The 24,534-nt window shown below is 70.1% G+C and carries 18 protein-coding genes and 4 pseudogenes; 13 read left to right on the top strand and 9 right to left on the bottom strand.

All coding sequences use genetic code 11. The annotated features are described in order from the left end of the window. Positions 1-17 precede the first annotated feature (17 nt). The 3 genes and pseudogenes from ABZ318_RS23085 to ABZ318_RS23095 form a co-directional block, all read right to left on the bottom strand. Positions 18-563 (bottom strand): TerD family protein, encoded by a 546-nt coding sequence (locus ABZ318_RS23085; RefSeq protein WP_356904364.1) that lies wholly within the window; start codon positions 561-563, stop codon positions 18-20. Between the two features lie 180 nt (positions 564-743). Continuing rightward, complete coding sequence (locus ABZ318_RS23090) at positions 744-2,531, bottom strand: ABC transporter ATP-binding protein (RefSeq protein ID WP_356904365.1); 1,788 nt, start codon at positions 2,529-2,531, stop codon at positions 744-746. Positions 2,532-2,963: 432 nt separating this feature from the next. Next, positions 2,964-3,104 (bottom strand): annotated as a pseudogene (locus tag ABZ318_RS23095) (transposase); the annotation flags it as partial. A gap of 5 nt (positions 3,105-3,109) precedes the next feature. Between ABZ318_RS23095 and ABZ318_RS23100 the strand changes: the two are divergent. Then, positions 3,110-3,358 (top strand): annotated as a pseudogene (locus ABZ318_RS23100) (IS5/IS1182 family transposase); the annotation flags it as partial. Between the two features lie 179 nt (positions 3,359-3,537). Here the strand turns inward: ABZ318_RS23100 and ABZ318_RS23105 are convergent. Both ABZ318_RS23105 and ABZ318_RS23110 read right to left on the bottom strand, forming a co-directional pair. Beyond that, complete coding sequence (locus ABZ318_RS23105) at positions 3,538-4,818, bottom strand: glycoside hydrolase family 6 protein (protein WP_356904366.1); 1,281 nt, start codon at positions 4,816-4,818, stop codon at positions 3,538-3,540. A gap of 90 nt (positions 4,819-4,908) precedes the next feature. Then, entirely contained in the window at positions 4,909-5,874 is a 966-nt protein-coding gene (locus ABZ318_RS23110; protein ID WP_356904367.1) for a glycoside hydrolase family 6 protein, read from the bottom strand. A gap of 347 nt (positions 5,875-6,221) precedes the next feature. Here ABZ318_RS23110 and ABZ318_RS23115 point away from each other — a divergent pair, with 347 nt between their 5' ends. After that, positions 6,222-7,235, top strand: a complete 1,014-nt coding sequence (locus tag ABZ318_RS23115; RefSeq protein ID WP_356904368.1) for a LacI family DNA-binding transcriptional regulator — start codon at positions 6,222-6,224, stop codon at positions 7,233-7,235. A gap of 236 nt (positions 7,236-7,471) precedes the next feature. Further along, positions 7,472-8,368, top strand: a complete 897-nt coding sequence (locus ABZ318_RS23120; RefSeq protein WP_356904380.1) for an extracellular solute-binding protein — start codon at positions 7,472-7,474, stop codon at positions 8,366-8,368. A gap of 225 nt (positions 8,369-8,593) precedes the next feature. Here ABZ318_RS23120 and ABZ318_RS23125 read toward each other — a convergent pair whose 3' ends face one another. The 4 genes and pseudogenes from ABZ318_RS23125 to ABZ318_RS23140 all read right to left on the bottom strand — a co-directional run bounded on the left by ABZ318_RS23125 (position 8,594) and on the right by ABZ318_RS23140 (position 14,443). Then, positions 8,594-10,033 (bottom strand): endo-1,4-beta-xylanase, encoded by a 1,440-nt coding sequence (locus tag ABZ318_RS23125; protein WP_356904369.1) that lies wholly within the window; start codon positions 10,031-10,033, stop codon positions 8,594-8,596. A 463-nt stretch (positions 10,034-10,496) separates the two neighbouring features. After that, positions 10,497-11,990, bottom strand: a complete 1,494-nt coding sequence (locus ABZ318_RS23130) for a family 43 glycosylhydrolase (RefSeq protein ID WP_356904370.1) — start codon at positions 11,988-11,990, stop codon at positions 10,497-10,499. Then, a pseudogene (locus ABZ318_RS23135) lies at positions 11,987-13,420 on the bottom strand (fibronectin type III-like domain-contianing protein). The gene ABZ318_RS23130 and the pseudogene ABZ318_RS23135 overlap by 4 nt, the downstream one beginning before the upstream one ends. Before the next feature lie 9 nt (positions 13,421-13,429). Further along, positions 13,430-14,443, bottom strand: a complete 1,014-nt coding sequence (locus ABZ318_RS23140) for a LacI family DNA-binding transcriptional regulator (RefSeq protein WP_356904371.1) — start codon at positions 14,441-14,443, stop codon at positions 13,430-13,432. Positions 14,444-14,676: 233 nt separating this feature from the next. Between ABZ318_RS23140 and ABZ318_RS23145 the strand changes: the two genes are divergently transcribed. The 10 genes and pseudogenes from ABZ318_RS23145 to ABZ318_RS23190 form a co-directional block, all read left to right on the top strand. Then, the gene (locus tag ABZ318_RS23145; protein WP_356904372.1) at positions 14,677-15,969 is read left to right on the top strand and encodes an extracellular solute-binding protein; all 1,293 of its coding nucleotides are present in this window, start codon (positions 14,677-14,679) and stop codon (positions 15,967-15,969) included. Positions 15,970-16,045: 76 nt separating this feature from the next. Continuing rightward, positions 16,046-16,951, top strand: a complete 906-nt coding sequence (locus ABZ318_RS23150; protein WP_356904381.1) for a sugar ABC transporter permease — start codon at positions 16,046-16,048, stop codon at positions 16,949-16,951. Continuing rightward, positions 16,948-17,778 (top strand): carbohydrate ABC transporter permease, encoded by an 831-nt coding sequence (locus ABZ318_RS23155; RefSeq protein ID WP_356904373.1) that lies wholly within the window; start codon positions 16,948-16,950, stop codon positions 17,776-17,778. The genes ABZ318_RS23150 and ABZ318_RS23155 overlap by 4 nt, the downstream gene beginning before the upstream one ends. Positions 17,779-17,814: 36 nt before the next feature. Then, positions 17,815-19,212, top strand: a complete 1,398-nt coding sequence (locus ABZ318_RS23160; protein WP_356904374.1) for a glycoside hydrolase — start codon at positions 17,815-17,817, stop codon at positions 19,210-19,212. A gap of 26 nt (positions 19,213-19,238) precedes the next feature. Further along, complete coding sequence (locus ABZ318_RS23165) at positions 19,239-20,279, top strand: endo-1,4-beta-xylanase (protein WP_356904375.1); 1,041 nt, start codon at positions 19,239-19,241, stop codon at positions 20,277-20,279. Continuing rightward, a complete protein-coding gene (locus tag ABZ318_RS23170; RefSeq protein ID WP_356904376.1) occupies positions 20,276-21,322 on the top strand; it encodes a Gfo/Idh/MocA family oxidoreductase in 1,047 nt (348 codons plus the stop codon). The genes ABZ318_RS23165 and ABZ318_RS23170 overlap by 4 nt, the downstream gene beginning before the upstream one ends. After that, a complete protein-coding gene (locus ABZ318_RS23175) occupies positions 21,319-22,179 on the top strand; it encodes a PmoA family protein (protein WP_356904377.1) in 861 nt (286 codons plus the stop codon). Before ABZ318_RS23170 ends, ABZ318_RS23175 begins: the two co-directional genes overlap by 4 nt. Continuing rightward, positions 22,176-22,919, top strand: a complete 744-nt coding sequence (locus tag ABZ318_RS23180) for a cupin domain-containing protein (protein ID WP_356904382.1) — start codon at positions 22,176-22,178, stop codon at positions 22,917-22,919. The genes ABZ318_RS23175 and ABZ318_RS23180 overlap by 4 nt, the downstream gene beginning before the upstream one ends. Then, on the top strand, positions 22,919-24,391 hold the full coding sequence (locus ABZ318_RS23185; RefSeq protein ID WP_356904378.1) for a non-reducing end alpha-L-arabinofuranosidase family hydrolase: 1,473 nt from the start codon (positions 22,919-22,921) through the stop codon (positions 24,389-24,391). Before ABZ318_RS23180 ends, ABZ318_RS23185 begins: the two co-directional genes overlap by 1 nt. A 63-nt stretch (positions 24,392-24,454) precedes the next feature. Further along, positions 24,455-24,534: pseudogene (locus ABZ318_RS23190) on the top strand (thiazole synthase); the annotation flags it as partial.

The following is a 24,534-nucleotide window of genomic DNA, read 5'->3' on the forward strand; positions in this document are numbered from 1 at the left end:
CATGTGGGCCGACCGGGTCACGCCTCGGCTGCCCGGAGGAGGTCGGCGAAGGTGGTGCACGCCACCGGCTCACCGAGGGCCGTCATGGTCCAGGCGCCGCCGGCGCGGGTCACCTCTGCCACGATCAGCGCCGTGTGGAGACCGTGAGCGGGAAACGCGTACCGGGCCGGCTCGTGACCCAGGCTCTCGTCGACAATCCGGCAGTGCACGCTCTGCACGGTTTCGAAGGTGCTGCCGTCGAAGGAGCTGACGGCGAACACGATGCGGTCCGCGTGGGGAGGCAGCCGGGACAGGTGGGCGACGAACGACTCGTTGTCCTCCGCGTCCGCGGTGTTCGCCGTCACGGGGCCGGCGATGTGCTCGATGGAGCCGTCCGGGTGGGCTGGGTTCTCTGCGAAGAGAGCGTCGAGGAACCGGCCGTGGCCGTACAGCAGAGCGAACGTGCCGAGCGGACCCGTGCACGGAGCGGACTGCCAGCCGATGCCCATCCGCATCAGGTTGAGCGGGCGGCCGTCCGCCGTGTGCAGTTGAACCTGCTGCCCCTTGGCCATGAGGACGGGCATGGCGACTCCAGGTGAGGTGGCGGACAGAGCACGGAGGAGCGAACCGCCTGGTGATGCGGCGCTGGTCTCAGCCTCACGCTTCGTATAGTCCGTCGGTATCCCACGGATGTCCGGTGCCACTCCGCCACCCAGCAGTGCTGCCCCCGCCATGCGGCGGGGGCAGCGCTTGGGCCACTCTTCTCACCCGGCGGGGCGCCCAGCCGGGGTCAGGAGCTGGGTCGCGGCGAGCTGTGCGTACAGCTCGTCCTCGGCCACCAGCTCCTCGTGGGTGCCGATCGCGCGGACCGTCCCGGCGTCCATGACGACGATGCGGTCGGCGTCCGTCACCGTGGACAGGCGGTGTGCCACCACCAGGACGGTGGTCTCGCGTGCCGTCTCGGCGATGACGTCCCGCAGTGCCAGCTCGTTGACGGCGTCGAGTTGCGAGGTCGCCTCGTCCAGGAGCAGCAGCCTGGGCTTGCGCAGCAGGGTGCGGGCGATCGCGACGCGCTGCCGCTCGCCGCCGGACAGCTTCGAGCCGCGGTGCCCTACCAGAGTGTCCAGGCCGTGCGGGAGACGCTCGACGAGGGTGTCGAGCCTGGTCCGGGCGAGGACGGCGCGGATGTCGTCATCCGTCGCGCCGGGCGCGCTGAAGACCAGGTTCTCCCGCAGCGTGCCGGCCAGCACCGGCGCGTCCTGCTCGACGTACCCGATGAAGGACCGCAGTTCGGACAGCGGCCACTGCCGGATGTCCCGGCCGTCGACCAGGATGCGCCCGCCGGTCGTCTCGTAGAACCGCTCGATGAGCGAGAAGACCGTCGACTTGCCCGCGCCCGAAGGCCCGACGAAGGCCGTCATCCCGGCGCCCGGCACCTCGAAGTCCACCCGCTGGTGGATGTACGGCAACCCGGCCCCGTAGCGGAAGGACACGTCCTCGAAGCGGACCGACGCCGGACCTACCTCGATCCGCACCGGCCTGTACGTGGCCTGCGGCTCCGCGTCCAGACGGTCCACCTCCTTGATCCGGGAGATCGCGGCCGCGCCCTCCTGGTACGCGGAGGCGGCCTCGACCAGCTTGTACACCGGCTCCATCAGGTAAAACAGGTACAGCAGGAAGGCGATGAGCGTGGAGACGGGGATGTCCCCGGCGGCCACCCTCGCCCCGCCGACCGCGAGCACCGCGAGGAACGCCAGCTCGACGGCGAGGTTGTCCGCTGTTCCCAGCAGGGCCTCCCACTTCGCGCCGCGCACGCCGTGGCGCCACGCACGCCGGGCCGACGCCTCGACGCGTGCGGTCTCCCGCTCCTCGGCGCCGGACGCCTTCACCGTGCGGAACGCGCCGAAGACCCGCTCCAGGCCGGTGGACATCTCCCCGACAGCTTGTTGCGAGCGCTCGGCGGCCTGCCCGATCCTCGGCATCACCAGGGCGGCGCCCGCCCCGACGACCGCGACCACACCGAGCGTGACGCCGAGCAGCACGGCGTCCAGGAAGGCCATCACCACGACCGCCGCGACCAGCGTGAGCGCCCCGGTCGCGGCGTTGACCACCGCCTGGGTGCTCACGGCCCGCAGCAGCGTGGTGTCGGAGGTGACCCGCGACATCAGATCGCCCGGCTGCATCCGGTCCACCGCCGGGAGCCGCAGCCGCAGCAGCCGGCCGATCAGGCTGCGGCGAGCGGCCAGCACGACCGACTCGGCCGTCCGCTCCAGCACATAGGCGCCGAACGCCTCGGCCACCGTGCTCAGCAGCACCAGCACGGTCAGCGCCAGCAGCACGGTGGCGAGCGTGCCACCGGACGAGAGCCGGTCGACCAGCGCCTTCGTGGCCAGCGGCTGCAGCAGCCCGCCGGCGGCGCCCACCAGCGCCAGCAGCAGGCCGAGTACGACGGCCCACCGGTGCGGGCGGACGTACCCGTACAGCGCCTTGAGCGTCTCGCGGACGCGCAGGGACTCGGCACCCGTCGCCTCCGGGGCGGATGCGGTGTTCACAGGATTCCTTCCTTCTGGGGTCTGCCGCTGCGGCAGGGGATGCACCGAGGCAGCGAGCTCCTGCTGAGTGTGCGGCGTGTCATGCCACCAGCCTGGAAGACCGGACATCTCTTCGGCTATCCGGCGATCGTCGGGAGGACCCCCGCCGAGTGGCTGGAAGCCGTCATGGACGGCCGCAGCGGCGTCCCGCAGGTGCGGGACAAGGCCGCCCCCGAGCTGTGCGCTACCGCCTACCGCTCAAGTCACAGGCGGGTCGCCGGTTGCGGACACCGCCAGCACCCTGTCAACAAGCTCACGACCCGAAACAGCCAGGCGGCGGGGCCCACCCCGCGCGCTCTGGTACGGCTGCCGGCTGCACCCGGAGCTGAGGGCGTGTGCTGCGGCGGTAGGGTCGGGGTTGTCCTGACGGAGGTCGGCGAACTCGACTGGACGTCGGGGCCAGACGCCGGCCTCGGTCCAGTCCCGGAGTCGGCGCCAGGCCGTCACACCGGAGCAGCCCACCGTCTCCGCGGGGACGTCACGCCAGGCGACACCGGTCCGCAGCACGTACAGGACGCCGACGAGTGCCACCCGGCCGGGAACACGCGGCCACCCGCGGTATCGACCTCGAGATCGTCCAACGTGCCCCCCACGCCCGCGGTTTCACCGTCCAAACCCGCCGCCGGGTTGTCGAAAGAACCCTCGGCCCGCTCATGCGCCACCGCCGACTGGCCCGCGGCTGCGAAACCCACCCACACAGATCAGCAGCCATGATCCAAATCGCCGCCATCAGCCTCATGACCCGACGTCTCACCCACCACAACACCCCCGACTGGTGCGACACCTGACCACGAACGAAACCGACAGCCGGGAATCAAACGCCCACTTGACGGCGGGTGGTGTGAGCGGGCGCGGGCCGATGTGCGGGTGAGAGGGAGGGAACGGCTCCGCCCGAGGCGGGATGAGATGACAGGAGCGTCCGGTCCCGGGCGAGAGGCTTCCCGGGACCGGACGCAGGCGGGAGCGCTCAGCGGTTGAAGGCCAGCCGGGGCGCCGCGTTGCGGGCCAGCGTGTGGGCCTGCTCGGGCCACCAGGTGCCGGCCGGCGGGTCGACGATGCCGTACTCGGGGTCGATCGTGCCGCCGGTGTTGCGGGTGCAGCTGCCGTCGGACTCACCGGGGATCTTGATCCACAGGTAGGCGTCGACGAGCGGGACACCGGTGTCGGCGGTCGGACGCGGACCGAGGCCACGGCCGGGCGCGTTGCACCAGATCTCCGGGTCTCCGCTGTACTTGCCGGGCTCCGGGGCCCAGGCGCCCAGACCGTTGCGGCTGGTGTCGATGACGAAGTGGTGCAGGGCGTCGTTGGGCGGGGTGCCCACCGTCTGGTCGAACCAGGCGTCGGTCCAGCGCCAGGTGGCGGGGTCGGCGGAGTCGACCGCGTTGCCCGGGGTGCCGTCGTTGGGCGCGGCGGGCGAGTAGTACTGGGTGGCGCACCAGTCGGTGTGGCCGCGGGCGTACTCGGGCCCTTCGGTGGCGTACCACATGCACTTGGCTATCCAGGTGCCGTAGCGTGCGTTGTGGTCGGTGGGGTGGGTGTTGGACACGTTGAGGGCGAAGCCGTCGCTGTCCTGGACGCCGGTGTCGAGCAGTCGCCGCGCCATGTCGCCGACGGACCGCCACAGGACGTTGCCCGCGTCGAGGTAGACCGCGGTGCGGGCCTTGGACTTGAGGGTCCTGACGGCGTACGCGAGGTCGGCGATGCGGGTCGCCGTGAGTTCGCCGGTCGGGTCCACGCCCGGACCGCAGTCGCCGGGGAGGAGGGCCAGGCCGTCGGGCTCGACCACGACGACGGCCTTGCTGTCGCCGATGCCGGCGGCGAAGGCGTCGATCCACTGCCGGTAGGCGGCGGAGGACGCGGCACCGCCGCTGGAGTACTGGCTGCAGTCCCGGCCCGGCACGTTGTAGGCGACCATGACGGGGGTCCGGTTCACCACCCGGGCCTCGCTGACGAGGCTTCTCACCTTGGCCCGGACCTCGTCGGGTGTGCCCTCGGTGAACCATTCGGCCTGCGGCCAGCTCGCGAGCCTGGCCATGTTCACGGCGTTCGCGAAGTCGCCGTTCCTGAGGTCGGTGAGCGCCTGCTTGGCGGCCTTGCCGTGCGGGTCCACGTAGAACCTCGTGGCCGGGGTGAGCGCGTCCGCGACGGGTGCGGCCTGCGCCTGCCCCTGCGTCGCGGTGAGGGCGGCACAGGCCGCGAGCGCCGCGAGGGCGGCGGTCGCACGGCGCCGTGGGCTGCGTGGCTTCATGAGGGCTCCTGGTCGGGGATGGGGGCGAGGAGAGCCGGTGGTGCCTGTGGCCCGGTCGCGGGGCGGGTGCCGGGTTACAGCAGTCGGATGTCAGTAGCCGTAGATCATCTTGTAGGCGACCTCCGGGAGGAACTGGCCGGCCGTGGAACCGGTCCCGACGCCGCAGTTTCCGTCGGACTCGCCCGGGGCCTTGATCCACAGCAGCATCTCGGCGCCGCCGCCCAGCTGGGTGGGCGTGCCGATGCGGCGGCCGGCCGCGTTGCACCACTCGCCGTTGGAGCCGTTGCCGTTGCGGCTGGTGTCGACGACGAACGGCTTGGTGTAACCGTAGCGGGCGGCCAGTTCGCTGTTGACGGCGTTGCCGTAGGCGGTGTTCTGGGCGGTGGTGTAGTAGTTCGAGATGTTGAGGGAGAAGCCGTGCGCCTGTCGGAGCCCGGCTTCGTGGAGGCGCTGGGCCATCGTTGCCGCGCTGACCCAGCCGGGGTTGCCGGCGTCGAGGTAGACCCAGGTGTTGGGGGCCTGGCGGTTGAACTCGGAGAGGGCGCCGCTGATCATGCCCTGGCGCTCGCGGATCTGGGTCTGGTTCATGCATCCGTAGTCCGCGAGGGAGTCCGGTTCGAGGACGACGACGGCCGGACGGTGGGCGATTCCGCCGGCGAACTGGGAGATCCAGCTCGCGTAGGCGGACGGGGAGGAGGCGCCGCCTCCGGAGTGTCCGCCGCAGTAGTCCCGGTGGTAGATGTTGTACGCGACCAGGAGGGGCAGCTTGTCCCAGTGGTCCGCCGCCCCGACGTACGCGCCCGTGGCGGTGCCGATGGTGCCGCTCCAGGAGCCGAACCAGCGGGCCATGGGGGTGCCGGCGAGGGACGCGTTGATCGCGGGGGACCGGCCGTCACCGGGGTTGGCGGCGACCCACTTCTTCGCGCTGGAGTCGGGGTCCACGTAGAACCCGCTGGTCATGGTGGTGGGGTCCGCCGCGTGGGCGGAAGGTGCCACGGCGAGCGCCAGGGGCAGCGCGAAGAGGGCTGCGACGAGGGTGCGGGTTCTGCGGCGCATGACTGTACCTCGGTTTCCTGACGGCGGATGCGTCGCGCGGTCTCGTCCCGAGCGGGCGACGCGGTGAGGAAGTGCGGTGGTACGAGGTCCCCGTGCGGCGGCGCACCGGCGGGGACACCAGCACACTCCGGACGCACAAGAACCCGTGGAAGCGCTCCCATTGGAAGCGATCCCAGACAGCGATCCATGGGGCCGGGGTGTGGCCGTATCGTGTGGCGCACCGATCCGCACTGTCAAGTAGCGGCGCTTGAGCGGCACTTCACAGGGCGAAGGGAAGGGGTTACAGTCCTGGAACTGGAAGCGCTTCCAGTCTTCCAGGCGTTCAGACGGGAAGAGGGAGGCGGGGCATGGCGCAAGGTGTGCCGCATCGGCATTCGACACTCGACGAGGTGGCCGAACTGGCCGGAGTATCGCGGTCGGTGGCCTCGCGTGTGCTCAACAACGCCCCGCACGTCAGTCGCGCAAAACGCGAGGCCGTCGAACGGGCCGTCCACCAACTCGGATACGTGCCGAATCCGACAGCCCGGGCGCTGGCGACCCGTCAGACCGGTGCGGCCGCCCTGGTCGTCTCGGGAGAAGATCCGTCGATCTTCGCGGATCCGTTCTTCGCCCAGGTGATCGCGGGCGCCTCGGCCGCGCTGGAGGACGCCGACCTGCACCTGATGCTGTGTCTGGCCGCCTCCGAGCGGGGACGCCGGCGCGTGGAGCGGCTTCTCCGGTCCAAGGGGGCCGACGGGGTGATGCTGATGGCGCTGCGCGAGGACGATCCGCTGGCCCGCACGGCGGAAGAGGCGGAGATTCCCGTGGTGTTCGGCGGGCGTCCGATCGGTTTGGACCCGCGGTGGTACGTGGACGTCGACAACCTCGGAGGGGCGCGCGCGGCGACCGAGTACCTGATCTCGCTCGGCCGGACCCGGGTTGCGACGATCTGCGGGCGGCTGGACACCGAGGTGGGGCGCGCCCGTCACCGCGGCTACCAGGACGCCATGCTGGCGGCGGGCCTCGAACCGTATCCGCCGGAAGCCGGTGACTTCACCGAGCCGAGCGGAGCGGCCGCCATGGCCGCGCTGTTGGCGCGGCACCCGGACCTGGACGGAGTGTTCGCCGCCAGCGACAACATGGGGGCGGGAGCGTTGCGCACGCTGCGTGATGCCGGCCGCCGCGTCCCCGCAGACGTCGCCGTGATCGGCTTCGACGACCTGGCCGTGGCCCGGATCGCCGATCCGCCGCTGACCACGGTGCACCAGCCCATAGAGGGTCTCGGTCGTGAGATGGCGCGCATGCTTGTAGCGCTCATCAACGGGCAGGCCCCCACTCCGCTGGTCCTCCCCACGCGTCTGGTCGTCCGCGCCAGCGCCTGACGGACCGCCTCGGGACCGGCTTCCCGGCCGGCCCTGCGCCCTGCCGTGCGCCCACCTCCGCGCACCATGCACGGCCGTCCCTGCTCAGCCGTCTTGACGACGGACCGTCAAAGTGGCGGCAGGGTTTCGACACCATCTTTCGTGAGCGCTCCCAAGCCGGGAAGAACCCCCAGGCGCAAGGTTTCACCCCGGCCTTCGAAGGCCGCCTCTCCCACGCCGACCGCCATCGAGGCGACCTGTCCGACGCCCCCGGCGTCGACAAGAAGGCCTACCTGCCCTGGAAGTGGGACCAGGCCACCACCGCCGACGGCAGGACGATCGGCCTGGGCACCGACGTCGGCCCGATGGCCGTCTGCTACCGCCAAGCCCTCTTCAAGGCCACGGGCCTGCCCTCCGACCTCGAGTCGGTCGGCAGGCCGTGGGCGGGCGACTGGGACCTGGCCGTCAAGGTCGTCCAGGGCAGGACCAGCCAGGGCCTGAAGATGTTCGACACCCCCTGGCAGACCGCGTTCTCCAAGTCCACCTTCGCCGCCACCGTCTGTCCCTCCTGGCAGCAGGCCGACATCCAGCAGTTCTCCGGCCCCTCCAACAAGGGCAAGTGGAACATCGCCCAGCCCCCGGCCGTCGGCAACTGGGGCGGCTCCTTCCTGGCCGTGCCCGCTTCCGGCAAGCATGTCGACGAGGCAAAGAAGCTCGTTGCCTGGCTCACTGGGCCCGAGCAGCAGGCGAAGGTCTTCCAGAAGGCGGGCAACATTCCCGCCGACCAGGCCGCCTACGACCTGCCCGCCGTCGTCTCCGCCCCGATGCCCGGAGCGGCTGCGGTCAACCACGCCCACGGCGAGAGCGACCGCTCTCCGTGGCCCGGCTCCGAGGGCGTCAACTTCCGCCTACCGTCCGGCGACGCCGCCGAGATGGGCTGGGCCATCGACCCCGCCGGTCTCTACGACCTCCTCATGGCCACCTCCCGCGCCCCTCCCGGGCTTCCCCCGGTGATCACCGAGAACGGCGGTGCCTTCTCCGACGTCCCCACGACGGACGGCCAGATCCATGACCACGACCGGATCGACTACCTCCACCGACACCTCGCCGCAGTCCACCGGGCCATCGCCGCGAACGCGGTCCCGGGTCTTTGAACTCCGCACACAGAGCCGCCCTGTGAAGCTTTCGAGGCCGATGCCGGAGCCGGCCGCACCGGGTGATGGGCAGGCTCGGCATTCATCTCGCACCACGCGCAGCTTGAGCATCTGCCATCGCTGGTCGGCTCCGGTCCAGTAGGTGTACCGGACGACGTCGACGGCGTCGGCCGTGGAGGCACCCTGCACCTCCACGGCCTTGCCGCTCTTGCGGTCCGCAGCATGTCAGGTGCGGGTCCAGCGCTGGTTGGTGCCGCCCCAGCAGGAGTAGAGCTGGACCAGGGTGCCGTTGGCGGTGCCGTTGGCGGCGGCGTCGAGGCAGAGGCCTGACTGGACGCCGACGATGGATCCGTCGGAGTTCAGGCGCCACTTCTGGTTGTCGCCACCCCAGCAGCTGTAGATCTGCACTTTGGCGCCGTTGCCGGTGCCGGCGGCGTCCAGGCATTTGTCGCCGTAGACCCTGAGCTCGCCTGCGGCGGTATAGGTCCACTGCTGGTTGGTGCGGTTGTTGCAGTCCCACAGGTTGAGCTGGGTGCCGTCGGTGGTGCCGGCGCCGGGCACGTCCAGGCAGCGACCCGAAGCGACGCCCTTGATCTGTCCGGAACCGGGCGTGGGGGTCGGAGTGGGTGTGGGGGAGACGGCGTTGAGTGCGTTGAGGACGGAGGTGTAGGCGGGCTTCTTGCTGCCGTCGCCGTTGAACAGCAGCGGCGTCTGCTCTGCTCGCCAGGAGTCGGTGTCGCGCACACCCCAGACGGTGATGCCGAGGCAGCGCGGGACGGCCAGGCAGTCGTTGGTCACGTTGGCGAAGGTGGTGCCCGAGGCGCCCTGGATGTCGAGTTCGGTGACGGCCACGTCGACGCCGAGGGCGGCGAAGTTCTGCAGCGTGGTGCGGAAGTTGCTGTTGTACGGGCTGTCGTTGTTGAAGTGCGACTGGAAGCCGACGCAGTCGATGGGCACGCCGCGCTGCTTGAAGTCCCGGACCATGGCGTACATGGCCTGGGTCTTGGCCCAGGTCCAGTTCTCGACGTTGTAGTCGTTGTAGCAGAGCTTGGCGGCCGGGTCGGCGGCGCGTGCGGTACGGAAGGCGACCTCGATCCAGTCGTTGCCGGAGCGCTGCAGGTTGGAGTCGCGCCGGGCGCCCGAGCTGCCGTCGGCGAAGGCCTCGTTCACGACGTCCCACTGGGCGATCTTGCCCTTGTAGTGGGCCATCACGCCGTTGATGTGGTTGATCATCGCCTGGCGCAGCGTGCTGCCGCTGAGGCTCTGCATCCAGCCGGGCTGCTGGGAGTGCCAGGCCAGGGTGTGGCCGCGCACCTGCTTGCCGTTCTGCACCGCCCAGTTGTAGACGCGGTCTCCGGCGGTGAAGTTGAACTGGCCCTGCTGGGGTTCGGTGGCGTCGATCTTCATCTCGTTCTCGGCCGTCACCGAGTTGAACTCGCGACCCGCGATCGACGTGTACGCCGAGTCGCCCAGCCGGCCCGAGGCGATGGCGGTTCCGAAGTAGCGGCCGCTCTGCGCCGCCGCGCCGCCGAGCGTGCTCTCGGCTGCATGTGAGGTCAACGGTGCCACCAGCACGGCGGCCGAACCCAGGACGCCGACGACCAGGGCCGTACACAGGCCGCCGATCTTCCGGCGGACGGTGGTGGGAATGGCGCTTAATTGCATGACTGAGCCTCCAGGGCGGAAATTGCAGAAGGAATGGAGCGCGGCAGAACGAATCCGCGTCAGCGGCGTCCGCGCCCATGAACAAAAGGCGCTCACCGTCGGGGCATAACGATCCAGGGCCGGCATGCGGCGCCGGGGCGGACGGCGAATCCACCTTCGGGACTCAGTGTGGAAACTCGACCGAAACATGTCAACAGTTTCGAAAGGGTTTCGAGAATCTTCCCTTGGGGGCAGCCGAGGAGCGGCTTGAGGCTGCACGAGGAGTCACCGAAAGACTTTCGATGACGAGGGCAGGAACCGGACCGGGCAGAGATGCCGGCGCCGGCGCGTAGGCATTGGATTTGAACGGCGGATCCTGTGGAGAGATCCCGCCGTAAACGAGTATTTTATTCAGCTCGCCTCTCTGGGGCGCCGCATTCCGTCGCACCGGAGAGGTCACCCCGTCGAAGGTGGGAGCGTGACTTCACGTGCAATCCGTACACGGCCCGCGCCGACGTCGGTGTCCGGGCGGTTCCCGTCGGCTCGGGTACGTGATGTCGAACCTCGTGAAGTGGGCTTGGTTGGTGGAGGGGCGGCCGTTGGAAGTGGCGTAGAGGCCGAGCTGGACGCTGGTGAACACCGGAGTGAGGAAGGTGGCCTCTACGGTGGTCAGGTCCTGCCAGGCGCCGTCGGGTGCCGCGTGGGCGAAGGTGTGGCTGAAGCCGCGGATGCGGACCCCCAGGCGAACGGGGCCCGGGGGGACGGGAACGCGGGCCAGGACGTCGGGCCCGTGGCGAAGGCTGAGTCCTTCCGTGGTGCGAAGGAGGAGGAGGTGGGTGTCGTCGTCGAGGACCACGGCGAGACCTGCCTGTTCGTCCGGTGCGGCGGGGGCGAAGTGCAGTTCGGTGGAGACGTCGCAGTCGGGCTGTTCCTGGGGGCGGGCCAGGAGGGACGGGGTGGTGCGTTCGCCGAGGCGTTCGGGGCGGAGCTGGAGGCGGAGTCCGTCGCCGGTGGTCCAGAACCGCGCGGGCGGGGTCCGCAGGGTGCTCCAGTCGGGGGAGAGGGTGGCGAAGTCGTCGTGGAGGGGGAGGCGACGGCCGCTGTGGACGACGGGGGAGAAGACCGGCCAGCCGTCGTTCCAGGTGACCCGGCTGAGGAACGTCTCGCGGCCGATGGCGGAGCCCGGGCGGACGCCCAGGAGGACGGCCCGCCAGTCGCCGTACGGGGTCCGGACGAGGTCGGCGTGCCCGGTGCAAGTGACCGGGCCCTTGGCCGGTGGTAGCACCGGGTTGTCGGGGGCGCCCTGGTAGGGGCCGGTCACGCGGTCGGCGCGGGCGGCCACCACGCTGTGGTCCACATCGGTGCCGCCCTCGGCGGTGAGCAGGAGATAGCTGCCGCCGATCTTGTAGAGGTGTGGGGCTTCCGGCCATCGGGCGCCCGGGCGGCTTCCCGACCACAGGACGTACTCGGGTCCCGTGAGCCGTCGCTCGCGGGGAAGGTACTCGCGCATCCAGATCTCGGTGCGGCCGGCGGCCTCGTCCAGCACACGGGCGGCGGTGAACCAGGCCCGGCCGTCCCCGTCGTCCTGCCCGTCGTCGAAGAACAGCGACGGGTCGAAGCCTTCGCCCTCCAGCCAGTACGGTTCCGACCACGGTCCCACCGGGTCGGTCGCCGTGACGACGAAATGGCCGGGGCCGTCCATCAGCGTGCAGACGAGGTGGAAGACCCCGTCGTGGTGCCGGATCGTCGGTGCGAACAGGCCCCGTGAGGGCCCGCTGCCGTCGAGGTCGAGCTGGGACGGCCGGTCGAGCGCGGAGCCGAGGCGCCGCCAGTTCACCAGATCTCGGCTGTGGAACACGGGAAGGCCCGGGAACCATTCGAAGCTGGACGTCACCAGGTAGTAGTCCGCCCCCACTCGGCAGACGGAGGGGTCGGGCCGGAACCCGGGCAGCACGGGATCACCGAACCGCGTGCTCATGGGACCGGGACGATCTCGACCGGCACGGACAGCACCCGGTCGGCCCCCGGGTGACGTACGGGGCCGGTCAGAGTGAAGGAGCCCTGGAGCGGAAGATCGCCGCTGGACCGTCCGACGGCCACGCCGATCTCCCCCGGCTCCACTCTTCTCCGCAGGTCGATCCCGGTGAAAGAGGTCCGGTCGGCATGGACGGAGAAGGTGATCCGGGCGGCCGCGCCCGGTTGCAGCTCGACCCTGCCGAATCCGGCGAGCCACCGCTGCGGCCGGACGACGGACGCCTCGGGATCCGAGAGGTACAGCTGCACCACCTCGGTCCCGGCCACCTCGCCGACGTTGCGTACGGTGACCGAGACAGAGGCGGCTCCGTCCGTCGCGGCGACGGGATCCACCGAGAGCTCCGTACAGGCGAAGCCGGTCCAGCTCAGCCCGTGTCCGAAGGGGAACAACGGGGTCGGGTCCACCGATCTCCAGTCGGTGTGCCCGCCGAGCCTGGAGCGCAGACAGGCGCCGGGCTGCCCGCCGACCTGGCGGGGGATGGAGACGGGCAGCCGCCCGGACGGTTCCGCAGCCCCGCTGATGATCCGGGCCGGCGCCGTCCCACCTTCTTCGCCGGGGAGCGCGACGTGGTGGGGGAAGGAGTGGCAGCCGAGGAAGGACCGGGGGTCGTCGGCGTACGGCCCGGTGATCGCGACCCGGCACGGCCGCAGCGGCAGGGTGCCGTCGTTGGCGAGCAGCACGGTGGACCGTTCCGCCAGGATCCGGGCCAGTGCCCGGTTCTCCGGCGGGTCGAGGTCGACCGGCGCGGGCTTGACGGGTTCACCGTGCCGGGTCTCCAGGAAGGAGACGGCGTAGCAGTCGGCGACGACGCCTCTGAAACCGAGTTCGTCCCTGAGCAGTTCGGTCAGCAGCCGTTCGGCGGCGGCCACCGGGACGCCGTCCACGTTGGTGTAGCTGTTCATCGGTGGACGCCGACCCGCCGCATTCCCGCGCCGATGGCGGCGGCCGTCTGGCGTACGAGCCCGGGATCGAAGGACGCCCCCCAGGCGAGCGGCCCGGGGAAGACCGTCGCCCCGAACGTCATGAACCCGGTCAGGCACTCCTCGTGAGCGACCGCCGGGATCCCGAACCGGCCGGATCCGGTCACCTGCCGCCGGAGCGAGGCGAACCGCTCCATCCCGGCCTCCTCGGTGATCGGCGCGGTGCCGTACACCCGGGTGAGCAGGCCGAGCCCGTGGACGACGCTGTCGTCGAAGCCGGGCGCGGACTCGCCGGAATCGTCCTCCATCGGCGCGACAGGTGCTCCCGGATCCGAGGGCAACGCCCAGAAGCCGGCGAGTTGTCCCGCCTTCTCCTCCAGCGTCATCCGTGTCAGGAGATCGGCGACTCGCACGGACGCGGGCGGGAGGGGGGTCACGCCAGGGCTCGGGCAAGGGGATCTCCTAGGGACGGGGCGGGGCGGTGGAGAGGCGGACCTTGAGTTCGGTCGAAAGCTCCATCCGGGGGCTGACCAGGGGCTGGTCCTCCAGGAGCTGGAACAGGGTGCGGGCGGCGACCCGGCCCATCTCCTCCAGAGGCTGGCGCACCGTCGTCAGCGGCGGTGACAGCCATTCGCACATCGGCAGGTCGTCGAAGCCGACCACGCTGAGGTCCTGCGGGATGCGCAGTCCGCTCTGCCGGGCGGCTTCGTAGACGCCCATCGCCTGCTGGTCGCTACCGGCGAAGACGGCCGTCGGCGGCTCGGAAAGGGCGAGCAGCTCCTGGGCGCACTGGAACCCGCCCTCGTGCTGGAAGTCGCCGAACCGGATCAGGTCGCGGTCGACCTCGATCCCGGCCCGCTCCAGGGCGGCCCGGTACCCGTCGATGCGGGCCTGGCTGCAGAGCATCTCCTTGCGTCCGCCGATCGTGGCGATCCGGCGGTGCCCCAGCTCCAGCAGGTGCTCGGTGGCGGCGAGGCCGCCGGCCCAGTTGGTCGCTCCGATGCTCGGCACGCCGTTGCCCGGCAGGTCGATCGGGTCGATGACGACCAGTGCCACCCCGGCCCGTTCGACCTGGGCGCGCTGGGCCTGAGTGACCGAGGCGGTGACGAGGATGACGCCGTCGCTGTGGTGCAGGACCGGCAGCGCGGTCCAACTGGACGGCGTGGCCTCGCCCGGCGGGACGAGCGACACGACGGTGCCGACGCTCCGCTGGGCGCACTCGGCCTCGACGCCGCGCAGTATCTCCACCGCCCACGCGCTGTCCAGACCGCCGATGATCAGGTCGACGAGACCCGATCTGCGGGCTCTGCCCTGCCGGCCGGGTGGCAGGTAGTTGTGAGCCTGCAGCAGGCCCTCGATCCGTTCGCGTGTCGAGGGTGCGACATCGGAACGGCCGTTGATCACCTTGGACACGGTGGCCTGGGAGACCCCTGCCTCCGCGGCGATGACGGCCAGGGTCGGGCGCTGCTCGCTCAACTTCTCTCCTCTGCGCGGATGCCTTCGGCCGGCGACAGATATCGCAAACTTTCGATGAGTTTCCGGGCGGCTCGACCTGCTTGTCAAGCCTGCGAACAACCGCTTCCCGTAGATAAATTGGCGCGAGGTCTTGACCGGGAAGGCTCACGTTCCTAGTTTGTGGCAGCGCAGAATTCGAGAGTATTTCGAAACATTTTCGGGCACGAACCGGCATTCCCCACCCCGGAGGTCCCATGGCCAGCACCCTCCCGAGCCGACGAAGCTTCCTGGCGCTCTCGGGCTTGACCGCCCTGTCCGTCTCCATGACCGCGGCCTGCGGAGTCGGCGAATCCGGAGACAAGCCGGCGGCCGACGGCAAGGTTTCCTTCGCGTGGTGGAACATCGCCACGACAGAACCGGGCAAGTCCCTCTTCCCGCAGATCTCCGCGGCGTTCACGGCCGCCCACCCGAACATCGCGATCAACACGACCTCGTTGGAGAACGAGGCGTTCAAGTCCAAGCTGACCGCCACCACTTCCTCGGGCAAGCTCCCCGACGTCTACCAGACCTGGGGCGGCGGCGTGCTCCAGCAGCAGGTCGACGCGGGCCTGGTCGAGGACCTCACCGACCTCGTCGACTGGTCGTCCCAGCTCACCCCGGTCTCGCTCCAGGCCTACCAGTTCGGGGGCCGGACCTACGGAATCCCGTACGACATCGGCATGGTCGGCTTCTGGTACAACAAGAAGCTCTTCGCCAAGGCCGGGATCACCGCCCCGCCGGCCACCTGGGCCGAACTCCTCGAAGACGTCGGGAAGCTCAAGGCGGCGGGCGTCACTCCGATCGCCCTCGCGGGCAAGGAGAAATGGCCGGGCCACTACTACTGGGCCTACCTCGCGATGCGCGTCGCCGGCCTCCCCGCGCTGCAGCAGGCCGCGACCACCAAGGACTTCACCGGCGCCGGCTTCGTCCAGGCGGGAACCCGTCTCAAGGAGCTGGTCGACCTCCAGCCGTTCCAGACGGCCTTCCTCGGCGCCGGCTACGCCACCCCCGGCGGCCAGGCCGCGACCATGGGCAACGGCAAGGCCGCCATGGAGCTGATGGGGCAGTGGGCACCGTCGGTGCAGAAGGACGCGGGCGCCGACCTCGGAGCGGACCTGGGCTTTTTCCCCTTCCCGACGGTCGACGGGGGCGTGGGCCAGGCCACCGAGGTGTTCGGCGGTGGCGGTGGTTTCGCGCTGCGCAAGGGAGCCCCGAAGGAGGCGCTGGACTTCCTGAAGTTCTTCGTCCTGGAGAACGAGTCCAAGCTGCTGGCCTCCAACGGCTACCTGCCGGTGGTCAGGGGCGCGGAGAGCCGGCTCACCGACGCCAACAAGAAGGTGGTGGCCCACAGCCTGTCCAAGGCGACGGGCTTCCAGCTCTTCCTGGACCAGGCCTACCCGCCGGCGGTCGGCCAGGAGGTCAACGACAGCGTCGCCGACCTCATCGCGGGCAAGAAGACGCCCGAGCAGGTCACCACGTCGATCACCGAGGCTGCGAAGGGTGCCTAGCTCCGTGTCCACCCTGACCGGGGAGCGGACGGAGGACGCCGTGCCCGTGCGCCCGCCGGCCCCGGCCCGGTCGCTCCTGCGCGGGTGGGGAGGCTGGGCTTCGGTCGCCTGGTTCCTCGTCCCGGCTCTGGTCCTCTTCCTCGTCTTCGTCCTCGCCCCGATCGTCGTCGCCGTCTACACCGGCTTCTTCAAGTGGGGCGGGATCGGCCCCGTGGACGACTTCGTCGGCTTCGCGAACTACACCAAACTGTTCGACGATCAGGTCTTCCTCGGCGATCTGGGGCGCGGACTGTACCTGATCGTCCTGTCGATCACGGTGCAGCTGCCGTTCGCCCTGTTCACCGCGGTCCTGCTCAACCAGAGGCTCCGCGGCCGGGCCGTCTACCGGATGCTGTTCTTCGCGCCGTACATCCTGTCCGAGGTGGTCACGGCGGTCCTCTTCACGATGGTCTTCCTGCCCGGCGCCGGCATGGCCGACCATCTCGTCGGCGTCCTGGGCCTGGAGGGGCTGCAGGGCAAGTGGCTCGCCGATCCCTCGACGGTCATGCCGACCCTGTTCGTGGTCATGATCTGGAAGTACTTCGGCTTCCACATGATGCTCTTCCTCGCCGGGCTGCAGAGCATCCCGGCCGAGATCCTCGAGGCCGCCTCCATCGACGGCGCCGGCGCCTGGCAGCGCTTCCGGCACGTGACGCTGCCGCTGCTCGGCCCGACGATCCGGATCAGCGTCTTCCTTTCGGTCATCGGGTCCATCCAGCTCTTCGACCTCGTCTGGGTCATGACCGCGGGCGGGCCCAACCACTCCTCCGAGACGATGGCGATCGCGATGTTCCAGTTCGGGTTCAAGCGGTACCAGGTGGGCTACGCCAGTGCGATCAGCGTGGTGTTGTTCATGATCAGTCTGGTTTTCTCCCTCTTCTACCAGCGTTACGTGCTCCGCCGTGACCTGGGCGGGGCCGTCACCTCGGAGGGCGGCCGATGAACGCCCGCGGGACGGCACGCGGAATTTCGCTGCACGCCGTGGTCTGGCTGATCGGCGCGTTCGTCGTCGTGCCGCTGATCTACGCGGTGATCTCCGGGTTCAAGAGCACCGCCGAGCTGACGGCCAACCCGTTCGGACTGCCGGAGCGATGGAGGGCCGGCAACTACATCGGCATTCTCGGCGACGGAATGTTCTGGCGGCAGATCGCCAACAGCGCGGGCATCGCGATCGGCACGACGCTCTGCACGGTGGCGGCCTCCGCGATGGCGGCATTCGTCCTGGCCCGCTACGCCTTCCGCGGCCGGGAGCTGTTCTACACACTGTTCACGATCGGGTTGATGTTCCCGTTCGCGGTGGCCGTCCTGCCGCTCTTCCTCATGCTGCGCACCTTCGGCCTGCTCGACAACCCGCTCGGGGTGGTCCTTCCGCAGGCGGCCTTCGGGCTCCCGATGACGATCGTCATTCTGCGCGGTTTCTTCCGGACCATCCCGGCGGAGATCGAGGAGGCCGCCATCGTGGACGGCTGCGGCAAGTTCCGTTTCTTCTGGAAGATCCTGCTGCCAATGGCGCGTCCGGCACTCGGTACGGTCTCGGTACTGGCGATCGTCGCGAGCTGGAACAACTTCTTCCTGCCGCTGCTGGTGTTCAACGACCCGAAATGGCAGACGATCCCGGTCGGCGTCCAGCAGTTCCAGGGCCAGTACTCGACCGACTACGCGCTCGTCCTGGCCTACATCGTGCTCGCCATGGTGCCCGCCCTCGCCTTCTATGCCGTCGCCGAGCGGCAGCTGATCGGCGGCCTCACCGCGGGCGCCACCAAGGGCTGACCCGCCCCACGCGACCTCCACCCCCGAGGAGACCCTGTGAAACGCCTGACCGCCCTGACGGCCGTCATATTGTTAGCGCTAACAACTCAAGCTGCGGCCGACCCCGCGCGACCCCCGGCCGACTCCGCGCGCGCCGGCGTCGACTTCCGGGCCGAACTCCAGCCCATCGACGGATTCGGCTTCTCGATGGCCTTCCAGCGGGCCGACCTGCTGCACGGCGCGCGCGGCCTCGGCCCGGCCAAGCGGCGCGAGGTGCTCGACCTGCTGCTCAGCAAGGAGAAGGGCGCGGGCCTGTCGATCCTGCGCCTGGGCATCGGGTCGTCGGCCGACCGGGTCTACGACCACATGCCGACGATCCTGCCGGCCGATCCCGGCGGGCCGGACGCCACGCCGAAGTACGTCTGGGACGGCTGGGACGGCGGCCAGGTCTGGCTCGCCAAGGAGGCCAAGGCGTACGGCGTCGAAAGGTTCTTCGCCGACGCCTGGAGCGCGCCGGCCTTCATGAAGACCAACGGCAGCGAGAACGACGGCGGCGAGCTCCTGCCCGCATGGCGGCAGGCCTACGCGAACTACCTCGTCCAATACGCCAAGTTCTATCAGCGGGAAGGCATCAGGATCACCGACCTGGGATTCACCAACGAACCCGACTGGACGGCGACCTACGCCTCGATGCGCTTCACCCCGCAGCAGGCCGTCGACTTCCTCAAGGTGCTCGGGCCGACCGTCCGCGCGTCCGGACTGAAGACGGAGCTGGTCTGCTGCGACGCCGCGGGCTGGGACCGGCAGGTCGCCTACACCGAGGCCATCGAGGCGGACCCCGCGGCCGACAGGGCCGTGCGGACCGTCACCGGCCACCGCTACAGCGGTCGGACCTCGGTCCCGCAGCCGACCGACAAGCACGTGTGGATGTCGGAGTGGTCGCCGGACGGCGCCACGTGGAACGAGAACTGGGACGACGGCAGCGGCTACGACGGTCTCACCGTCGCGGCCGACATCCAGAACACCCTGACCGTCGGCAACGCCAACGCCTACGTCTACTGGACCGGGGCGTCCCTCGGCGCGACCCGGGGGCTCATCCAGCTCGCCAACCCCGGTGACGACTACCGGGTGTCCAAGCGGTACTGGGCGCTGGCCGCCTTCAGCCGCTTCGTCCGCCCCGGCGCCTTCCGCGTTCCGGTCACGAACACCGACCCGGCACTCCGGATCACGGCCTTCCGCAACACCGACGGCAGCCGCGTCATCGAGGTCCTCAACACCGCGACCACCGAGACCTCCGCCGCCTTCACCCTTCGCGGCGGGCGCGACCGGCACCCCGACGCCTACGTCACCGACGAGACCCGCTCGATCACCCCGGCCGACGTCGTCTCCACGCACGGCACGACCCTCACGGCGACGCTCGCCCCGCGTGCGCTCACCACGATCGTCCTCGACTGAACCGCCCGGCACCCGAGGAGTCATCCATGCCCCTGTCCCGGCATCTCATCGCCCTGTCCGCCGCCGTCTGCCTCGCGGCCGGCCTCGCCGCCGCGCCCGCGACCGCCGAACCCCGCCCCAGGACGCTCGCCGAACTGGCCAAGAAGCACCACAAGTACTTCGGCTCGGCCACCGACAACCCCGAGTTCACCGACGCCGCCTATCTGAAGCTCCTCGGCAGCGAGTTCGGGCAGACCACCCCCGGCAACGCCATGAAGTGGTACGCCACCGAGCCCGAGCGCGGCGTTTTTGACTTCACCGCCGGCGACGAGGTCGTGGCCTTCGCCAAGGCCCACCACCAGAAGGTCCGCGGCCACACCCTCGTCTGGCACAACCAGCTCCCCGCCTGGCTCACCGAACGCAACTGGACCGCCGAAGAGCTGCGCGCCGTCCTCAAGAACCACATCCAGACGGTGGTCCGGCACTACAAGGGCCAGGTGATCCACTGGGACGTCGTCAACGAGGCGTTCAACGAGGACGGAACCTACCGCGAGTCGCTCTTCTACAAGACGCTCGGCCCCGGCTACATCGCCGACGCCCTGCGCTGGGCCCACGAGGCCGACCGGCACGCCAAGCTGTACCTCAACGACTACAACGTCGACGGGATCGGTCCCAAGAGCGACGCCTACCACACCCTGATCAAGCAGCTGAAGGCCGACGGCGTCCCGGTGGAGGGCTTCGGCATCCAGGGCCATCTGGCGCTCCAGTACGGCTTCCCCGCCGACCTCCGGCAGAACATGCAGCGCTTCGCCGACCTCGGGGTCGAGGTCGCGGTCACCGAGCTCGACATCCGGATGACCCTCCCGGCGACCCCTTCGACGCTCGCCACCCAGGCCACCTGGTACGCGGACTACGTCAAGGCCTGCCTGGCGGTCAGGAAGTGCGTCGGCGTCACCATCTGGGACTACACGGACAAGTACTCGTGGATCCCCTCCGTGTTCCCCGGTGAGGGCGCCGCGCTGCCCTACGACGAGAACCTGGCGCCCAAGCCCGCCTACCACGCGATCAGGGAGGTGCTGGGCGGATGATCAGAACGGCGATCGTCGGAACGGGCGGGATCGCCGCCATCTGCCACGTCCCCGCCCTCCGGGCACAGGCGCACCGGGCCGAGATCGTGGCAGCCGTCGACGTGGACGCCACGCGCGCCGAGGCGTTCGCGGTCGAACACGGCATTCCCGCGGTCCACACCGACCTGCACACGATGCTCAGGGAGCAGCGCCCGGACCTCGTGCACCTGTGTACGCCGCCGTTCCTGCACGCCGAACAGGCCGTGGCCTGCCTGGAGTCGGGGGCGTGGGTGTGGTGCGAGAAGCCGGTGGCACTGTCGCTGGCCGAGCTCGACCGGATCCGTGCGGCCGAGGGGTCCGCCGTCGCGGGCGCGGTGTTCCAGCACCGGTACGGCTCGGGAGTCCGGTACCTGCGCGACCGGATGGCGGCCGGGACGCTGGGCCGTCCGCTGGTCGCGCAGTGCGTCACGGCGTGGTACCGCGACGACGCCTACTACGACGTGCCCTGGCGCGGCACCTGGGAGAGCGAGGGCGGTGGTCCGACGCTGGGTCACGGCATCCACCAGATGGACCTGATGCTCGCGGTGCTCGGCGAATGGGCCGAGGTGCGCGCGATGGCCGGCCGCCTGGAGCGCCACGTCCAGACCGAGGACGTGTCCACGGCCCTGGTCCGGTTCGAGAACGGGGCCATCGCGACGGTCGTCAACAGCGTCCTCTCCCCGCGCGAGGAGAGCTACCTGCGGTTCGACCTCACCGAGGCCACGGTCGAACTGCGGCACCTGTACGGCTACTCCAACGCGGACTGGACGTTCACCCCCAGGTCGCCCCGCGCGAAGTGGGAGCCGCCGGAGGACCTGCCCAGCTCGCACACCGCCCAGCTCGCGGACTTCCTGGACGGCTACGAGGCCGGACTCCGGCCCGACCTCGGCAGGCCCACCATGGAACTGGTCACCGCCCTGTACAAGGCCGCGATCACCGGCCTGCCGGTCCGGCGCGGAGAGATCGACGCGGCCGACCCGTTCTACGGCTCGCTCCACGGGGGACGCCCGGAGGTGTTCCGATGACGTTCGAACTCCTGGAGTACGAGGACTCGCTGATCGTCCGGGCCCGTGACGTCGACCTCTTCCGGTATGTGCACCAGCCGGTCATGGACCCCTTCGAGGCGCCGAAGCCCTACCTGCATCCGGTGCGCACGCTCGCCGGCGACGTGGTCACCGGTTACCGGCCGCACGACCACCGCTGGCACAAGGGCATCCAGTTCACGGCGTCATGGGTGTCGGGGCAGAACTTCTGGGGCGGCGGCACCTACCTGCGCGGCCAGGGCTACGTGGACCTGCCGAACCTCGGCACGATGCGCAGCCTCACCGTGTCCGCCGAGACGGACCACGGCCGCGCCGTCATCACCGAGCACCTGGCCTGGCACACGAGGGCGGGGGAGCACTGGCTCGACGAGCGCCGCACACTGACCGCGCGCGACGTCGAGGCCGACTCCTGGACCCTGGAGGTCACCACCGCGCTGACCAACGTCCTCGACACCGTCCTGATGTTCGGCAGCCCGGGCACACAGGGCAGAGAGCTCGCCGGATACTCCGGCCTGTTCTGGCGCGGCCCGCGCGACTTCACCGGCGGCCAGGTGATCGGCCCCGCGATGGGCGAGAAGGGCGACTGGCTGGCCTTCATCGGCACGCACGACGAGGTCGACCGCTCCTCCACGCTCCTGTTCCTGGACGATCCGGAAGCCCCCTGCCACTGGTTCGTCCGCAGCGAGCCCATCCCCGCCGTCAACCCGTCCCTGGCGTTCGACAGGGAACTGCCGCTGGCCCCGGGCGACACCCTGTCGCGCCGTTACCGGATCGTCGTGGCCGACGGCGCGTGGACCTTCGGGCGCCTGGCCCGCCACATCGCGGAACACCCGTGGTGACCCCGCTCCCCGGCGGCGTGGGGGTCTCCGGGTTGACCGTGTACGACTGGGAGGCCGCCGACGGGCTGTGCGGCGGCACCCCTCACATGCACCTCGTCTGCTCCGAGGCGTACGTCGTCATCGGCGGCGAGGGCAGCGTCCAGACCCTCACCACCTCCGGTTTCGCCGACACGCCGCTGCGCCCCGGGGACGTCGTCTGGTTCACCCCGGGAACGATCCACCGTCTCGTCAACGCCGGCGGCCTGCGCCTCGTGGTGCTCATGCAGAACAGCGGACTCCCCGAGGCGGGCGACGCCATCTTCACCTTCCCCGCGCCCGTACTGGCCGATCCCGACGCCTACCAGGCGGCGGCCGCCCTGACCGGCGACCAGGCCGCGGCGGCGCGCCGCCGCCGAGACCTGGCGCTCCAGGGATTCCTGGCCTTGCGCGAAGGCGGGCTGGGGGAGTTCCACACGGCGGCCCGCCGCCTGAAGAGCGATCTCCTCGACGCCTGGTGGCTCCGCTGGCGTGACGGTCCGCTGGCGGCGACCCTCGCGACCGGCTGCCAACTGGAAGCGCTGAGGAACGGAGACCTCTCCCACCTCGATCGCGGCGAAGTGTTGCGGTTGGAGCGCCCGGAGGACCCGCTCTTCGGCATGTGCGGCCTCCTCCACCCCTATCCCGTCACTGTCCTCCCGACGCGGCCGCCGCACGGCTCGTCGGGATCACCTCACCTCCATCCTCCGAAGGAGCTCTTCTGATGAGATTTCGCCATCCGACCCCGGTCCTGAGTCTCGTCCTCGCGGTCCTGTCGTCCTTGCTGTTCGGGGCCGCTCTCCTCAGTGCCCCGCCCGCCGCCGCGGCGACCGTCGACACCAACGCCTGGTACGTGCTGGTCAACCGCAACAGCGGCAAGGCCCTGGACGTCTACAACCTGGCGACCAACGACGGCGCCCGCATCACCCAGTGGACCAGGAACGACCAGAACCAGCAGCAATGGCAGTTCGTCGACTCCGGCGGCGGCTACTACCGCATCAAGTCCCGCCACTCCGGCAAGGTGCTGGACGTCCAGAACGGGTCCACCGCCAACGGCGGCGCGATCGTCCAGTGGGCCGACCTGAACGGCACCAACCAGCAGTGGAGGCCGGCCGACAGCCCGGACGGCTACGTGAGGCTCGTCGCGCGCCACAGCGGCAAGGCCCTCGAAGTGCAGGGGGGTTCCACCGCCGACGGCGCGAACGTCGTCCAGTACGACGACTGGGGCGGCACCAACCAGCAGTGGCAGCTCGTCAAGGTCGGTGGCGGAACCCCCGGAGCGTGCGCTCTTCCCTCGACGTACCGCTGGACATCAACGGGCGCGCTGGCGCAGCCCAAGACGGGATGGGCCTCGCTCAAGGACTTCACCGTCGCTCCCTACAACGGCAGGAACCTCGTCTACGCGACGACGCACGGCGCCGCGGGGACGGGAGCGGGCTGGGGTTCGATGAACTTCACCCCGTTCACCAACTGGTCGGAGATGGCCTCGGCCGGCCAGAACACGATGTCGAGTTCCGCCGTCGCGCCCACGCTCTTCTACTTCGCGCCGAAGAACATCTGGGTACTCGCCTACCAGTGGGGCAGGACCGCCTTCTCCTACCGGACATCGACCGACCCCACCAACCCGAACGGCTGGTCGGCGGAGCAGGAGCTCTTCTCCGGAAGCATCGCCGACTCCGGAACGGGCCCCATCGACCAGACGCTCATCGGTGACGGGACGAACATGTACCTCTTCTTCGCCGGTGACAACGGCAAGATCTACCGGGCCGGCATGCCGATCGGGAACTTCCCGGGCAGTTTCGGCACGACCTCGACGGTGGTCATGAGCGACACGACGAACAACCTGTTCGAAGCCCCGCAGGTCTACAAGCTCCAGGGCCAGGACCGCTACCTCATGATCGTCGAGGCGATCGGCTCGCAGGGCCGGTACTTCCGCTCGTTCACGGCCACCAGCCTGAACGGCGCATGGACACCTCAGGCCGCGACCGAGAGCAACCCCTTCGCCGGCAAGGCCAACAGCGGCGCCACCTGGACCAACGACATCAGCCATGGCGAACTGATCCGCACCGGCGCCGACCAGACCTTCACGGTCGATCCCTGCAACCTGCGGTTCCTCTACCAGGGGCGCGATCCCAACTCCGGCGGTGACTACGGCCAGTGGCCCTACCGGCCGGGTCTGCTGACGCTGCAGCGCTGAAGACGAGGCACCGCCCCGGCTCCGGTGCGGAGCCGACGTGGCGGGCCCGGCGGACGGCCGGGGGTGACGCGGGCGCAGGAGCCGGTGCTGATGGCCGCGGCGATGCGGCACGCGGTCTCGGCGGGCCGTCTGGCCTTTCGGGC

This window comes from Streptomyces sp. NPDC006197, from assembly GCF_040613865.1.
In the GTDB taxonomy this organism is placed as follows: Bacteria; Actinomycetota; Actinomycetes; order Streptomycetales; family Streptomycetaceae; genus Streptomyces.

Coding starts and splice junctions, on each gene's coding strand:
- ABZ318_RS23085 (WP_356904364.1), bottom strand. CDS start 563: ATGCCCGTCCTCATGGCCAAGGGGCAGCAGGTTCAACTGCACACGGCG.
- ABZ318_RS23105 (WP_356904366.1), bottom strand. CDS start 4,818: ATGAAGCCACGCAGCCCACGGCGCCGTGCGACCGCCGCCCTCGCGGCG.
- ABZ318_RS23110 (WP_356904367.1), bottom strand. CDS start 5,874: ATGCGCCGCAGAACCCGCACCCTCGTCGCAGCCCTCTTCGCGCTGCCC.
- ABZ318_RS23115 (WP_356904368.1), top strand. CDS start 6,222: ATGGCGCAAGGTGTGCCGCATCGGCATTCGACACTCGACGAGGTGGCC.
- ABZ318_RS23125 (WP_356904369.1), bottom strand. CDS start 10,033: ATGCAATTAAGCGCCATTCCCACCACCGTCCGCCGGAAGATCGGCGGC.
- ABZ318_RS23130 (WP_356904370.1), bottom strand. CDS start 11,990: ATGAGCACGCGGTTCGGTGATCCCGTGCTGCCCGGGTTCCGGCCCGAC.
- ABZ318_RS23145 (WP_356904372.1), top strand. CDS start 14,677: ATGGCCAGCACCCTCCCGAGCCGACGAAGCTTCCTGGCGCTCTCGGGC.
- ABZ318_RS23155 (WP_356904373.1), top strand. CDS start 16,948: ATGAACGCCCGCGGGACGGCACGCGGAATTTCGCTGCACGCCGTGGTC.
- ABZ318_RS23165 (WP_356904375.1), top strand. CDS start 19,239: ATGCCCCTGTCCCGGCATCTCATCGCCCTGTCCGCCGCCGTCTGCCTC.
- ABZ318_RS23170 (WP_356904376.1), top strand. CDS start 20,276: ATGATCAGAACGGCGATCGTCGGAACGGGCGGGATCGCCGCCATCTGC.
- ABZ318_RS23175 (WP_356904377.1), top strand. CDS start 21,319: ATGACGTTCGAACTCCTGGAGTACGAGGACTCGCTGATCGTCCGGGCC.
- ABZ318_RS23185 (WP_356904378.1), top strand. CDS start 22,919: ATGAGATTTCGCCATCCGACCCCGGTCCTGAGTCTCGTCCTCGCGGTC.